Here is a 12596-nt window from a genome sequence, read left to right on the forward strand (position 1 = left end):
TTCCTCCTATAAGGTTTGCGATGCAAGAATGGCATTGCTGCACTGCGCTCCCCGTCTCAGCAGTGAGCGGGCATACCGCAGCGGGTTCTCGACGGAGGCCCGGCGCGTATGCGGCGAGCCGATCCGGGCGAAGCAGGAACGGCCCGGCTTCGAGTTTACCTCGAGGAGCCAGATGCGGCCGCTGCGGTCAATCCCGAAGTCGATTCCAAGCTCGACAAGCCGTCCGCATTGCGACTCAAGAACGATAGGCACGATTTCGGACAGCTGTTGCAGGCGGCCTTCGATTCGCTTTGCCGTCTCCTTGCCGAACTCGCTGGCAAGGAACGGCTCCGCCGGTTCCGCCTCTCCGCCGCCGTGGAGGTTGGCCGTGACGCTGCCGGGAACGCCGCGCCGAACGGCCATGCCGGTGCGCTGCCATTGCCCGCTATCGTCCTTCTGGACGAGACAGCGGATGTCGAACGGCGAGCCGGCCCGATCGTACAAAGTCAAGTAAGGTTGAATCAAATAAGGCCTTGCCTGCACCCGGCGATGGATCCAATCAATGAATGCGGCCCGTTCGCTGAACGAGTAAGCGAACCGCTCGTTGCTTGCCGTACGGCCGCAAACGGTAATGCGATCCGAACCGTCGCCGAGGCCGATATGAAACGCACCGCGGCCCTGGCTGCCGCCGTCGGGCTTCAGAAACAGCTCGCCGTACCGATCGAGCAGGGCCAGCAGTCTCCGCGGGCTTCGAAACAGCTCTGTCGGTGTCAGGTATCGTGAAAGTTCTGCGTCTTTAGCGAGCATCCGCTGGACGGCTCTCTTACCCGGCAGACCGGCGCCAAGCAGCCGCTTGACACGGCCCGGCGCCGCCGACAGCTCGCGCAGCGCTTCGCGGTAGACGGACTGCTCGGCGGCGTTCGCTGCGAAATGACGATCGTAGATGTAATCGGGAAGCGGTACGTCCGCGAGCCGCCAGCCGCCCAAGGCGCTCATTACATAGGCAGGCACCATCGTGCCGTCGATATTCGTGCTCGGCAATTCTCCGCGTAAAGCGGTCAAGAGCCGCTGCGGCGTGACGATGACGACGCGAATGCCGAGCCGGATCCCGGCCTGAACCAGCTCGCGATGAAACGTCTCCCCGGCGAATCCCGGTTCGCCGGGGCGGCCCGCGACGAGAACGCCGACGGTTCCGAAGGCGTTCGAGCCGGTGCTGCGCATCCATCCGCTCATATCGGCCGCTCCTTACAGATGCGCCGCATGCCGGCAATATTTCACGATGCGTTTCACGGAAGGGCGGATTTTACTTTCTTTACGCTCCTCCTCGCTTGCTGCCAGCGGCGTGTTATCGTCCTTAGACGGCTTGGAATTAACCTCCAGCAACCACACCTTGCCCTTCGTGTCTACAGCCAGGTCGATGCCGAGCTCTGCGAAGTGGGCATCGATCTTCGACTCGATGCCCTGAGCGATAGCCAGGGCGCTGCGCCGCAGCTTCGCCAGTACCGAGGCGCGCATTCCGGCGCCCAAGTTCGATTTGGCCAGGGCGGCAGGGACCGTGCTGAGCGTTCCTCCTCGAGCCAGATTGGAAACAAAGTGGGATTCCCCGGCGATCCGGCCTACAATGGACGTGATCGACCATGCGCCGGTTTCGTCGCGCTGAACTAGTGCGCGGAAGTCGACGGGGCGGCCCCCGACGGAGATAAGCTGCAAGCCCTGCTGGATTTGATAACGCTGAGCCTTCAGCTTGCCGGACAGCACTTTGAACGCATCGGGAAGCGACCGGAACGATTGCTTGCGTGTCGCCGTCACTCCGGCATAATGAACCGAATAGCCACCGCCCGCATCTTTGCGCAGCAAAATAATCCCCTTGCCCAAGGAACCGGTAATCGGCTTTAAGAATAAAACCGAATGCCGGGAGGACATCGACTTCAGCATTTGGTAATTTTTGAGCAGATGCGATTCCGGGAGCAAGCCTCGCAGCGACTCCTCTTGGCCCAGCGCATCGAACACTTCGGTTTTGTTTAAATATTTTTCATTAAATACGGTCGCACCGTGCCGAGATTTGACGTCCTTCATGAATTGCTGGACGTTCGGCATATTCTCGTATTTTCGCGAAGTCAGGCGGTTGTACACGACATCCGGCACAGGGAACGTGCGCCGGACCCAGCCTCCGTTCCATGTCCAGCCGGCCACGCTGTTCGCGTTCCCGTGAATATCTTCCGGTATCATGAAGAAAACATGAGCCCCATAGGTCGCGCAGGCGTCGGTAAGCTCCCGGCTGAACGCGGTGATGGAGCCGAACAGCCGGTCGGGCCGCTTACGGTACACACGCGGAACCATGACACCGATCAACGGTCCGATGTGCAGCGTGCGGGTTCCGGGTCGGTAAACCAAACATAATTGAAGGCCGTTGTGAATCCCCAGCTTTGCTGCCAAAGAAGGCGCAAGCCTTAGCGACGAGGAGCGGGATACCGCCGCCACTTGAACCTCCGCTCTGGCTGAGCCGAAGCGCAAGTGTAGCGGCTGGTTCGTCGGGATGCGATATTTCTTCACGACGGCTCCGCCGAGAAATACGGTGCGTTCGTCCTGGGGAAGTTTCAATTGATGGACCTGAACCTGGACTTTTGTTCTGGCCATGAGCATGTCAGCTCCTTTCCGGCACAGGTGTCACATTGCTTTGAAGCATGCGTAAACTACTCCATCATATGAGGACATATATACCTTGGTGCTTGACAGTAGCCCGAGATTCGCCGCTTGGGCGTTAACCGCCGGGCCAAAAAAAAGACTACCCCGCATGAATCGGGATAGTCTGAGGAATGAATGAAGCGGCTGGCTACAGCACGTCTTCTTCCTGTACGGAGGCGATAGGACCGGCCTGCTGTTCGGCCTGCTCATACGCCGTTTCCAGGGCTCCTTCACCGGGTGCCTGCGCGAGCTGCGGGTTGACAACTTTCATATTTTGCGGCTTGGTCTTCTGCTGCTCTTGGTTCGCCATGGCTCTTTGCTCCTTTCCCTTCATGTGAATGTGCGTCGGCGGAACAGCTATAACCTAACCGTAAAAAAACGGATATATGCAAAAGTACGAACGCCTGTCGATCGGACGCACCTCCTCAAAAGGCGGAATCCGTTCGAACGTTGTGGAAGAGGTGAATGAAGATGAATAAAAAATTGGGAATAGCCGTTTTGGCCGCATTTCTGCTCATATCCGTCTTGTACGGCTGGACCGTGCTGGCGGCTTCTCCCGTTCCGGCGGCGAGCACCGGCTCGCTGACTGGCTTGTTCAAGGCGGCAAGTCAGGAGTCCGCAACGATTACGCTGACGTCGGCCGAGCAGGGCGAACAGACCTTCGCGCTGGCCAAGTCGGTTTGGGTATACCGGAATGAACAGAAAGCGAAGCTGAGCGACCTGCAGCATGGCGACAAAGTCGAGCTGATTATGAACAGCAAAGGGCAAGCCGCCTACGTGAAGGCCGTTTCCGCCGTCTCGGCGGCTGCCCGGCCGCAGATTGCTGCGGAGTCGGAGCAGACGCCGGCGCTGATTCCGACTCCGACGCCGTCGCCTGCGCCGGAAGCTCCGCCTGCCGCTTTGCCCGGCGTGCTTTCGCAAGCGGCGCCGGATGCCGCAAGTGCGCAAGAAGCTGGCTTGGTATCAGGTAAGCAAGGGAACGAACGGTGGAGCAAAGACGATGACGATGATAAAAACGATGACGACAGCGAAAGGAAAAAGGACGACGATGAGGACAAGCACGAGGACAAGCACGAGGGCGTTGACCGTAAGGGTAACTTGAAGTCTCAGGAAGAGCGCAGCAAGCATGCTAAAAACAAAAAAGATCGCGGCGATGACTAATTGGGCATTGCTGGGGCCGTTTCGATGTTCGTCTTTTGCTGCTGCACGGTGGTACGGCGGCGCAGCATGGACTCCTGCCGTAGAAGGAGCGGGATAGGTGTCTGACGACCCGGCAATGGGACGAAGAAGTCGCTGCCGGGCTTGTCAGTAAGCAGCTGCCTCGGTGCGCAAGGACAGCCCGTATGGGGTCGTCATCGCACGAACTGACCATCTCGGTGCCCAAAGACCGCCCATAATGGGCCGTCTTCGAACCAGCTGGCCGCATCGGCGCACAAAGACCGCCCACATGGTCCGTCTTCGCACGACCAGACCGTCTCGGCGCCCAAAGACCGCCCCAAATGGGCTCTCTTCGCACGACCAGACCGCTTCGGCGCCCAAAAACCGCCCATACTGGGCTGTCTTCGCACCACCTAACCCCCTCGATGTCCAAAGACCGCCTGTAGTTAACCGTTTAACACTGAAGGAGTGGAATCAACTGAAATCAGGGGCGGTGAGCCTGGGGAGACACTATGTTCACGAGTTGAAGGTTTGCATAAAGGCCGGAGGTCGCTGACAATTCGGAGCTTATTCCGAGCGGGGGGAGGACTAGATCGAGGGAATCGGATTCTGCGGGTAGCAGAAACCGGAAGCTTGAACAAAGGAAGCCGGATCCACGTGCGAGACAACTCCTTGTCCTTTCCGAAGCGGCCTGGTGTCAAAGGTAGCCGTACGGTTGATGTCATCTGCTTGAATAAACCCGAGATGAAGCGGGAAGGTCACAGATCGATCATACTTTTTTAATATCCGGATCGCAGTTTGAACACGCAACGGTCAACTCTCTCTTGTACAGTAGTATGCGTAAGGAACAGATTCCAGGAAAGAGAGGCGAACCTATTATGAAAAAATGGATCGGTTACACGGCATCGGTGCTGCTGCTTGCAGGCCTGTTAGCGGGGTGCGCAAATACGGGCAAGTCGAACGAATTGGAGAGCGACCTGCCGTCTTCGGCTCCGAGCGGCTCATCGGCGCCGAAGACGGAGGATTCGATGGTCACGTCCCCTTCTTCTTCCGGCAACACGGATTCGGGGAGCAAATCCGGCACGGGCTCGAAGACGAGCGATTCGCCGGCCGCCGGCTCTTCCAGCAAGTCGGATAGCACAAGAACAGGAACAGACACGGGCAGAAGCACAGGTACAGATATAAGCACAGGTACAAGCTCAGGTACAAGCTCAGGTACAAGCTCAAGTACAAGCATAGGCACCGGCACAGGCGCGAGTACGGGGTCAGGCACTGTCACAGGAGCGGGCTCCGAAACAAGCAGCGGTTCAAGTACCGGTTCAAGTACCGGATCAAATACCGGAGCAAGTACCGGTGCAAGTACCGGATCAAGCACATCCGGCGCCGACACCGAAGCATCAACCAAGTCGCCTACATCGACGGCACCGAGTGCGGATTCGAAAAAATAAGCAAAATCCCGCCCGCTAAATCCCCTTCCCCTTCCAGGCATTGCCCCGGGAAGGGGTTTTTTTTTTGCTCATACCCCCACAAAATTGGAAAACATGTCCGAATATTGTAAGGTGGACCCAAAATTCGGTTGGAGGTGTGATTGCCATGAACGGGTGGAAAGTGCTGATTGTGGACGACGATCCGAACGTGAGGGAAATTATCCGGCTTTATTTTCAGCAGCATCAAATCGAATTGTTCGAGGCCGGTGGCGGTGCGGAGGCACTTCGCCTTCTCGAGAAGCAGCCGGTGGACGTCGTCGTGCTCGACGTGATGATGCCGGGCATAGACGGCTATGAGACCTGCCGTGAAATCAACAAGCTGTATGACTGTGTGGTCATTATGCTTACGGCTAAGGGGGACGAATTCGACCGCGTGCTCGGCCTCGAGCTGGGCGCCGACGATTACATGACGAAGCCGTTCAGCCCGCGCGAGCTCGTCTCCCGGATGAAGGCGATATTTCGGCGCATGCTGCCGAAGAAGCCGCCCGGTGAGGAAGAGCCAAGAACGAGCCTCGAGTATGACGGTGTCGCCATCTACCTGGATCGGCGGGAGGTCGTCGTACGCGGCGAAAAAATCAGCTTCCGGCCGAAAGAATTCGATCTGCTGGCGTTCTTGGCCAGATCGCCTGGACTCGTGTTCAGCCGCGATCAGCTGCTCGAGCAGGTGTGGGGGTACGATTTCGTCGGCGATATTCGGACGGTCGATGTACATATCAAGAAGGTTCGGCAAAAGCTCAGCGATTTCGGCCGCGATTGCATTCATACGGTGTGGGGGATCGGGTACAAGTTCGAGGTGGACGCATGATATTCGGCATCCGCAAGAGCATATTCCGGCGGCTGCTGTTTAGTTTTATTTTCACCGTGCTGCTGGGGCTGTGCGCCGTTGGACTGATGATTGCACTCATGACCCAATCGTTCATAACGAATACGAAGAAAGACGAGCTGCTGCGGCAGGCTAAGAAAGTCAATCTCGCGCTGCAGCAAGTGGGACCGATGAATCAAGCCGGCATTCGGGAAGCGCTTATGTTCTTCGACCAGTCGTATGACGCCCGGGTGCTGCTGTTTGATGCGAATGGCGGCATCGTGCTTTCCGCTCCGGTGAAGGGCATGCAGGAGATGATCCGCAGCGTGCGGGAAACGGTGCTGTGGGCGACGCTGCTCGGCTTGACGATTTCGGTCGTCATCGCCTCATTCCTTTCGTGGTCGATCTCCAGGCCGCTGCAGACGATCGACCGTACGGCGGCGCGGATCGGCATGGGAGGGTACGGGGAGCGGATTCGCATCTCCTCCAAGGACGAGATAGGGGAGCTTGCCGTGACCATTAACCGGATGGCGGAGAAGCTGGAGCAAATCGACCGTGAGAAGAAGCGTTCCGAACAAATCCGTATGGATGTGCTGGCCAACGTGTCGCATGAGCTGCGGACTCCGCTGACCGCCATGCAGGGCTTCCTGGAGGCGCTGCAGGACGGACTCATCGACGAAGAACGCCGTCAGCGGTATTACGACATTCTTTACAATGAGACGCTGCATATGAATCGGCTGGTCGACGATTTGATGGACCTGATCAAGCTTGAAAATCAAGAGGTCGGACTTGTCCGGGTTCCCCTCAAAATCGGACCTATTCTGCATAATGCCGCTTTCAAATTCGGCCCTGAGGCGGAGGAGAAAGGCACCTCAATCGAGGTGGAGGTGGAGAACGAACTGCCCAAGGTAAATGCGGATTACGACCGGATTGAGCAAATCTTGAACAATTTGGTCAAAAATGCGGTGAAATTTACGGAGCGGGGACGAATCGTACTGCGTGCTTGCCGGGAGGAAGCGTTCGTTCGAATTTCTGTCGAGGATACGGGCCGGGGCATTCCCGAGAGCGAGCGTGAGCTCATCTGGGAGCGCTTCTTCAAGGTCGACCAGGGCCGCAGCTATGGCCGGGGCCCCAGCCGCTCCGGCCAGCACAAGGGCACCGGTCTCGGCCTTGCCATCGTCAAGGAGCTGGTCAAGCTTCATGACGGAAACATTACAGTCGACAGTGTGGTGGACGAAGGGACGACGTTTACGATTCGGCTGCCCGCAGCATGATTTCCCGAAACAAAATGGCCGGCACATGGCCGCCTGAAGTGGTTAAGTAGTGGTTGCGGTCGGTTCGGTCGTAGCCGAGCCAAATGGCGGCTGTCAGTTCCGCCGTATAGCCGACGAACCAGGCGTCCTTGGCGGCATTGCCGTCCAGGCCTTGAAACTCGGGGGTATCCGGCAGCTGCGTCGTACCGGATTTGCCGGCAGCCGGACGGTTCATCGCCGCGTTTCGTCCGGTCCCGCGGGTGACAGCCTCCTGCAGCATAGAGGTTATCGACGCTGCGGTTCGGGGCTTCATGACGGCTTGCCCTTGAACGTTCGCTTTGACGAGCAGATGGCCGTCTTTCGTCTTGATATTGGCGATCGTGTGCGCCTGAACGAGCACGCCTCCTGCGGCGAACGCGCCGTAGGCCTGGGCCATCTGCAGCGGCGATACGCCCTCCGACAAACCGCCGAGCGCAATGCCGAGCTGGCGGTCCTGCTTCGGCAGCGGTATGCCGAGCCGCTTCGCGAAGCTGAGGCCGCTGTCGATGCCGATCTCATGCAGCAGCCAGACGGCAGGCACGTTCCAGGAGGAGACGACCGCCTCGCGCATCGTCACCTGTCCCCGGGAACCGTGATCCCAGTCCTGCGGCCTGTAGCCGCCGATGTCAAGCGGTCCGTCGTAGAGCAGCGATTCCGGCGTATAGCCCTTCTCCAGCGCCGGACCGTATACGGCGATCGGCTTGAAGGCCGAGCCGGGCTGGCGCTTCAGCTGGGTGGCGCGGCTGAAGCCGCGGAACACCTGCTGTCCGCGGCCGCCCGCCACCGCACGGACAGCTCCGAAGCGATGGTCGAGTACGACGGCGCCGCTCTGGAGCAGCTGGTCCGGCTTTCCCGGCGGGAACAAGCTGTCGGTGCGGTATACGTCCAGCACCGCATCCTGTATCTTCGGATCAAGCTCGGTCGTAATCCGCAAACCTCCGGTCAGCAGCTGCTCCTCGGAAAAGCCGTACCGCTCGATCGCTTCCGCTAGTACGGCATCGACATAGGCCGGATAACGGCCCTGCGGATTGTCGCTGCGGGGCTCACGGACGACACCGCTCGGCGCGGCCGACGCCCGCTCGTATTCCGCCGCCGAAATCCGGTCTTGCTCCCGCATTAGGGCGAGCACGGTATTGCGCCGTTCCAGTGCCTGCGCCTCGTTCTGCAGCGGCGAATACCGGCTCGGCGCCTTCGGCAGGGCGGCGAGCATCGCCGCTTCGGGAAGCGTCAGCTCCTTCGCCGGCTTCCCGAAGTACACCTTAGCCGCGCTCTGTATGCCCCAGCTGCCTTCGCCGAAATAGATGCTGTTTAGGTAAAGCTCCAGCACTTCGATTTTGTCGTACGTCATATCGATCTTGATTGCATAGGCGGCTTCGCGCAGCTTGCGCATGAGCGTCTTGTCTGCACCCAGAAATGCATGTCTCGCTAGCTGCTGCGTAATCGTGCTGCCGCCCTCGGAATAGCCGCCGCGCATCACGTCCCGCACGAGCGCCCGGGCTATCGCTCTTAGATCGACGCCCGTATGCTCGAAGTAACGCTGATCCTCGACGGCGAGTACCGCATCGACGAGCGGCTTCGGCAGCTGCGCGATCGACACGGGCTCAATGCGCGAGGCGGACAGCTGCGACACGGTTTTGCCATAGCGGTCGAGCACAAGCGTCGGCTCGGGCAGCGGCTGGTCTAGTGTCGACACGTCCAGGCTGCGAATATATACGTAACCGGCTATGCAGGCGGAAGCGATGCCGAGAGCGCACGCTCCGGCCGACCATGCGGCGATTTTCCCGATGCGGTTTATTTTCCAAGCTGTCATTCGACCTTACCTCCTTGTCAGCGCTATAATGTATTCGCAGAGCCAAGAAGGTATAGGTGCGTCGGCTACAACAATTTGAACCCGGACACGACTTTTTGCGCAGCGCTCTTCTCCATGGGAGGGAGGACGACAACCGTCAGCGAGCCGGCGGCGATTTCCGTATGGCCCGCATCGCGGATCGAGAGGTAGCCGGACTCGACGAGCCGGAGCAGGTCGGCTTCCGCTGCGCGGAGCACGATTTTTTTCTGGCCGCTTTCGAGCCATTGCTGAAATGCGCGGTGATCGCCCTCGGGATCAAGCAAAATATGCAGGGTCAGCGTTGTGGCGGCGTGTGCGACTTGGGCGGCAATTTTGCCCTTGGACATGGGCAGTTCCTCATTCACTACGTAATATTGAACCATATCGAGAGCATCGGCTTTCATCGTCCCATCTCCTCGTAAGTGATTTAATGCTACCTTACAGTATATACTGCTTGTACGACGATTCGAACTAAAGGAGTTGAACAAGATGAGCGCAATGGGAAAAGCATTCGTCGTCACCCGCAACGCTGATAATGGAAGCGTTACCGGCAAGCTGCGCGAGCTGGCGGAGCACGAGCTGCCGGAAGGGGACGTAACTGTCCGCGTCGCATGGTCCGGCGTCAACTACAAGGACGCCTTGGCCGCTTCGCCGAACGGGCGCGTCGTCCGCTCGTACCCGATGGTGCCGGGCATCGATCTGGCCGGCATCGTCATCGCTTCGCGGGATGCGCGTTTCCGCGAAGGAGACGCCGTGCTCGCGACCGGCTACGAGCTCGGCACCGGCCATTACGGCGGCTTTGCCGAGATCGCCCGCCTGCCGGGCGACTGGCTCGTGCCGCTGCCCGCCGGCCTCTCGCTGCGCGACGCGGCGCTGCTCGGCACCGCGGGCTTCACGGCGGCGCTGTCGCTGCACCGCCTCGAAGAGCACGGGCTGCGCCCGCAGGACGGCGACGCGCCCGTGCTCGTCACCGGCGCGACCGGCGGCGTCGGCAGCGCCGCCGTCGCGATGCTGGCGGCCCGCGGCTACGCCGTCGCGGCCGTCACGGGCAAGGCGCCTGCGCACGCATATCTCAGCGAGCTCGGCGCCCAAACCGTCCTTGCTCGCGAGGCGCTGTCCCCGGATGCCGGGGACAAGCGTCCGCTCCGCAAGGAGCAGTGGGCCGGCGCCGTCGACCCCGTCGGCGGGGCCTCCTTGCCGGCCCTGCTCGGCGCGATCCGCTACGGCGGCGCGGTCGCGCTCAGCGGCTTGACCGGCGGCGCCGACTTCGCGGCCACCGTCTACCCGTTCATCCTGCGGGGCGTCAGCCTGCTCGGCATCGATTCCGTGTATTGTCCGATGCCGCTCCGTCTCCGCCTGTGGGAGCGGCTCGGCACCGACTTGAAGCCGCAGCGTCCGGACCTGCTCGTACACCGCGAGATCGGTCTCGAGCAGCTGCCGGAAGCGTTCGGGACGCTGCTGGCCGGCGGCGCGCAGGGCCGATTTCTGGTCAAAATCGGCGGTTGACGCGAACGCGTCGGGCCGTATGCGGCGGCAAGCAGCGGCACATGCGGCCGTAAGCGCGGTGCCGCAACGCAGTTGCACATGCCGTGCTGCTCCCCCCGTACGCGGCCGCATACGCGGTGCTGCACAACGCCGCATACGCGGTTCCGCATGCAACCGCACTTGCCGTTCCGCACAACGCGGCACAACGCGACTCAACGCGCACGCAACCAAACACCGCCGCAAATGCACCTCCACTCATCGCTCATCAAGCGGCGCCAATCGCCTCTACCGGCTCTGCCCAACCGCTCGCCAAACGCAGCGTCGAGGTCATATCCGAAGCGGGACACGCATACCTTGGACTATACGGGCCTGCGCGGATGCCGTAGCGGCATACCTGCGCTGCCCTAAGGACCAAAGGGAGTGAACGCTGCGATGAAAGGATTCAGGAACATCATCTACATGAGCCTCGCCCTCGGGATGCTCTTCTACGCTGTGCCCCGCCTTGAGCTCGGACAAGGCATCTCGACGGCAGCCGTATTCGGCGCCGTTTGGATCGGACTTGCGCTGCTGATCGTCGCCGCCCATCTGCATGAAATTCTCGGCGTCGACGAGGAAACCCGCAAGGAGCTGTCCCGTATCAAGCGGATGAAAAAGTGGCAGCTCGAGCAAACGCTCCAGGGCAAGCGCAAAGTGATGCAGTTCCGCAAATAAGAGAAGGCGCCGCTCTCCGGACCAACGGAGGGTGGCGCCTTTATTCTTCTACACATCAGGAAAAATGTCTGTTCATTATGCGGCGGTGCCGACAGACCTACTGTACTTCGTACATACGGTACATATGGTGCCTTTCAAACTGTCTTCACGGTATTGCGCCTCACGCTGCCCGTTTCCGCCCTAATCGAATAGAGGGAAGCCGGCAAACACAAAATCTGCACAACAATTACAGCATTCCTTCTGTAAAAGGCTCATTGCTTCAGGCTGGAATCGCATAGCTGCCGGTCATATGCCCTTCACACACTGCCCTCACAACTGTCCCTCACACACTGCCCTCAAAAATCTTCCATCTCCTTGCGGTAAGCGGCTGCAAGCAGCATGACGAGGCTCAGCGTTATGCCGTCAGCATGACAGGCAAATACGGCATACTGGACTCTCTTTGCAGCGGCATCGCGAAAATGATGATCAGGAACAAGATCAGCGGTGCTATAAAGTGACGGTTCCCTCGTTTGGTTCCGGAGTCGGATACGCTCACAAACGTGAAGCCCAGCCTGTATTTGCACAATACCCATGTCAGCAGCATTGTGCCTCCGATGAATACAAGCGTGAAGACGTTATGCAGCTGGGGCCAGGGCAAGCCGTCCGTACTGAAGTTCAGCGGGGATGATGTGATTATGGATATCAAGTAGTATTTCAACGCCGTAGACTGCAGCGCCACGAAGCCGCCGATCACCGCTATCGTCATGGCGTAAAGAGGCCTGAATCGATAAAACTTGTACAGAGCGACAAAGAACAGGGCGAATTGAATCGGCACAATATGGGAAACAAGCGGCGGGAACAAGCCGGCCAGCAGAGATATCCCCTTGACAAGCAGGACCGATATAGCGTTATGCGGCCAGAATTGCGCAAGCTTCAGCCGAAATACTGCCAGCGCCAGCATCAGGATGGCGAACCATTGGCAGGCCTCCAGCAAATGGCAAGAGAGAGGAAATCCGTTCATAATGACTCCATTAATAATGAGTATTTACATGCTGAGCAGTGCCAGCATCCAATCTCCTACCATTCTACTTGAACAAAGGTCAATTTTGAACCTTCGCTTTCTTAAATCTTTTAAAGGTTGTATACTACAGATTAATACAGAAAGCATTGAAGAGGTGACACAGTTGGAT

Annotated in this window: 12 protein-coding genes; 5 read left to right on the forward strand and 7 right to left on the reverse strand. The window is 59.2% G+C overall.

Annotated features, from left to right (window positions below; translation table 11 throughout):
* Window positions 1–6: 6 nt before the first annotated feature.
* From ACFFK0_RS16830 to ACFFK0_RS16840, 3 genes are all read right to left on the reverse strand, one after another.
* Window positions 7–1212: a YheC/YheD family endospore coat-associated protein gene (locus tag ACFFK0_RS16830; protein ID WP_377471431.1), complete on the reverse strand. Its 1206-nt coding sequence runs from the start codon at window positions 1210–1212 to the stop codon at window positions 7–9.
* A gap of 12 nt (window positions 1213–1224) precedes the next feature.
* On the reverse strand, window positions 1225–2616 hold the full coding sequence (locus tag ACFFK0_RS16835; protein ID WP_377471432.1) for a YheC/YheD family endospore coat-associated protein: 1392 nt from the start codon (window positions 2614–2616) through the stop codon (window positions 1225–1227).
* Window positions 2617–2812: 196 nt separating this feature from the next.
* Window positions 2813–2974 (reverse strand): hypothetical protein, encoded by a 162-nt coding sequence (locus tag ACFFK0_RS16840; protein ID WP_377471433.1) that lies wholly within the window; start codon window positions 2972–2974, stop codon window positions 2813–2815.
* 161 nt (window positions 2975–3135) lie between these two features.
* Here ACFFK0_RS16840 and ACFFK0_RS16845 point away from each other — a divergent pair, with 161 nt between their 5' ends.
* The gene (locus ACFFK0_RS16845) at window positions 3136–3825 is read left to right on the forward strand and encodes a hypothetical protein (RefSeq protein WP_377471435.1); all 690 of its coding nucleotides are present in this window, start codon (window positions 3136–3138) and stop codon (window positions 3823–3825) included.
* 892 nt (window positions 3826–4717) lie between these two features.
* Here ACFFK0_RS16845 and ACFFK0_RS16850 read toward each other — a convergent pair.
* Window positions 4718–5311 carry a hypothetical protein gene (locus ACFFK0_RS16850; RefSeq protein WP_377471436.1) on the reverse strand — a complete coding sequence of 198 codons (594 nt, stop codon included), beginning with the start codon at window positions 5309–5311 and terminating at the stop codon, window positions 4718–4720.
* 104 nt (window positions 5312–5415) lie between these two features.
* Here ACFFK0_RS16850 and ACFFK0_RS16855 point away from each other — a divergent pair, with 104 nt between their 5' ends.
* Entirely contained in the window at window positions 5416–6114 is a 699-nt protein-coding gene (locus ACFFK0_RS16855) for a response regulator transcription factor (RefSeq protein ID WP_377471437.1), read from the forward strand.
* Window positions 6111–7385 carry a sensor histidine kinase gene (locus ACFFK0_RS16860; protein WP_377471438.1) on the forward strand — a complete coding sequence of 425 codons (1275 nt, stop codon included), beginning with the start codon at window positions 6111–6113 and terminating at the stop codon, window positions 7383–7385. The genes ACFFK0_RS16855 and ACFFK0_RS16860 overlap by 4 nt, the downstream gene beginning before the upstream one ends.
* Here the strand turns inward: ACFFK0_RS16860 and ACFFK0_RS16865 are convergent.
* Together ACFFK0_RS16865 and ACFFK0_RS16870 are read right to left on the reverse strand one after the other, a co-directional pair.
* A complete protein-coding gene (locus tag ACFFK0_RS16865) occupies window positions 7360–9213 on the reverse strand; it encodes a transglycosylase domain-containing protein (RefSeq protein ID WP_377471439.1) in 1854 nt (617 codons plus the stop codon). The genes ACFFK0_RS16860 and ACFFK0_RS16865 overlap by 26 nt on opposite strands.
* A 65-nt stretch (window positions 9214–9278) precedes the next feature.
* Entirely contained in the window at window positions 9279–9635 is a 357-nt protein-coding gene (locus ACFFK0_RS16870) for an aminoacyl-tRNA hydrolase (protein ID WP_377471440.1), read from the reverse strand.
* Between the two features lie 85 nt (window positions 9636–9720).
* Between ACFFK0_RS16870 and ACFFK0_RS16875 the strand changes: the two genes are divergently transcribed.
* Both ACFFK0_RS16875 and ACFFK0_RS16880 read left to right on the forward strand, forming a co-directional pair.
* Window positions 9721–10737 carry an oxidoreductase gene (locus tag ACFFK0_RS16875; protein ID WP_377471441.1) on the forward strand — a complete coding sequence of 339 codons (1017 nt, stop codon included), beginning with the start codon at window positions 9721–9723 and terminating at the stop codon, window positions 10735–10737.
* A gap of 411 nt (window positions 10738–11148) precedes the next feature.
* Window positions 11149–11427 (forward strand): hypothetical protein, encoded by a 279-nt coding sequence (locus ACFFK0_RS16880; protein WP_377471442.1) that lies wholly within the window; start codon window positions 11149–11151, stop codon window positions 11425–11427.
* A gap of 394 nt (window positions 11428–11821) precedes the next feature.
* Here the strand turns inward: ACFFK0_RS16880 and ACFFK0_RS16885 are convergent, their stop codons facing one another.
* Complete coding sequence (locus tag ACFFK0_RS16885) at window positions 11822–12427, reverse strand: hypothetical protein (protein ID WP_377471443.1); 606 nt, start codon at window positions 12425–12427, stop codon at window positions 11822–11824.
* Window positions 12428–12596 lie beyond the last annotated feature (169 nt).

Source organism: Paenibacillus chartarius, from assembly GCF_042432825.1.
Lineage (GTDB): Bacteria > Bacillota > Bacilli > Paenibacillales > NBRC-103111 > Gordoniibacillus > Gordoniibacillus chartarius.

Excerpts from the sequence above, each read along its gene's own strand:
- ACFFK0_RS16885 (WP_377471443.1), bottom strand. The coding sequence starts at position 12,427 with ATGAACGGATTTCCTCTCTCTTGCCATTTGCTGGAGGCCTGCCAATGG.
- ACFFK0_RS16860 (WP_377471438.1), top strand. The coding sequence starts at position 6,111 with ATGATATTCGGCATCCGCAAGAGCATATTCCGGCGGCTGCTGTTTAGT.
- ACFFK0_RS16830 (WP_377471431.1), bottom strand. The coding sequence starts at position 1,212 with ATGAGCGGATGGATGCGCAGCACCGGCTCGAACGCCTTCGGAACCGTC.
- ACFFK0_RS16875 (WP_377471441.1), top strand. The coding sequence starts at position 9,721 with ATGAGCGCAATGGGAAAAGCATTCGTCGTCACCCGCAACGCTGATAAT.
- ACFFK0_RS16835 (WP_377471432.1), bottom strand. The coding sequence starts at position 2,616 with ATGGCCAGAACAAAAGTCCAGGTTCAGGTCCATCAATTGAAACTTCCC.
- ACFFK0_RS16865 (WP_377471439.1), bottom strand. The coding sequence starts at position 9,213 with ATGACAGCTTGGAAAATAAACCGCATCGGGAAAATCGCCGCATGGTCG.
- ACFFK0_RS16845 (WP_377471435.1), top strand. The coding sequence starts at position 3,136 with ATGAATAAAAAATTGGGAATAGCCGTTTTGGCCGCATTTCTGCTCATA.
- ACFFK0_RS16840 (WP_377471433.1), bottom strand. The coding sequence starts at position 2,974 with ATGGCGAACCAAGAGCAGCAGAAGACCAAGCCGCAAAATATGAAAGTT.
- ACFFK0_RS16870 (WP_377471440.1), bottom strand. The coding sequence starts at position 9,635 with ATGAAAGCCGATGCTCTCGATATGGTTCAATATTACGTAGTGAATGAG.
- ACFFK0_RS16850 (WP_377471436.1), bottom strand. The coding sequence starts at position 5,311 with ATGCCTGGAAGGGGAAGGGGATTTAGCGGGCGGGATTTTGCTTATTTT.
- ACFFK0_RS16855 (WP_377471437.1), top strand. The coding sequence starts at position 5,416 with ATGAACGGGTGGAAAGTGCTGATTGTGGACGACGATCCGAACGTGAGG.
- ACFFK0_RS16880 (WP_377471442.1), top strand. The coding sequence starts at position 11,149 with ATGAAAGGATTCAGGAACATCATCTACATGAGCCTCGCCCTCGGGATG.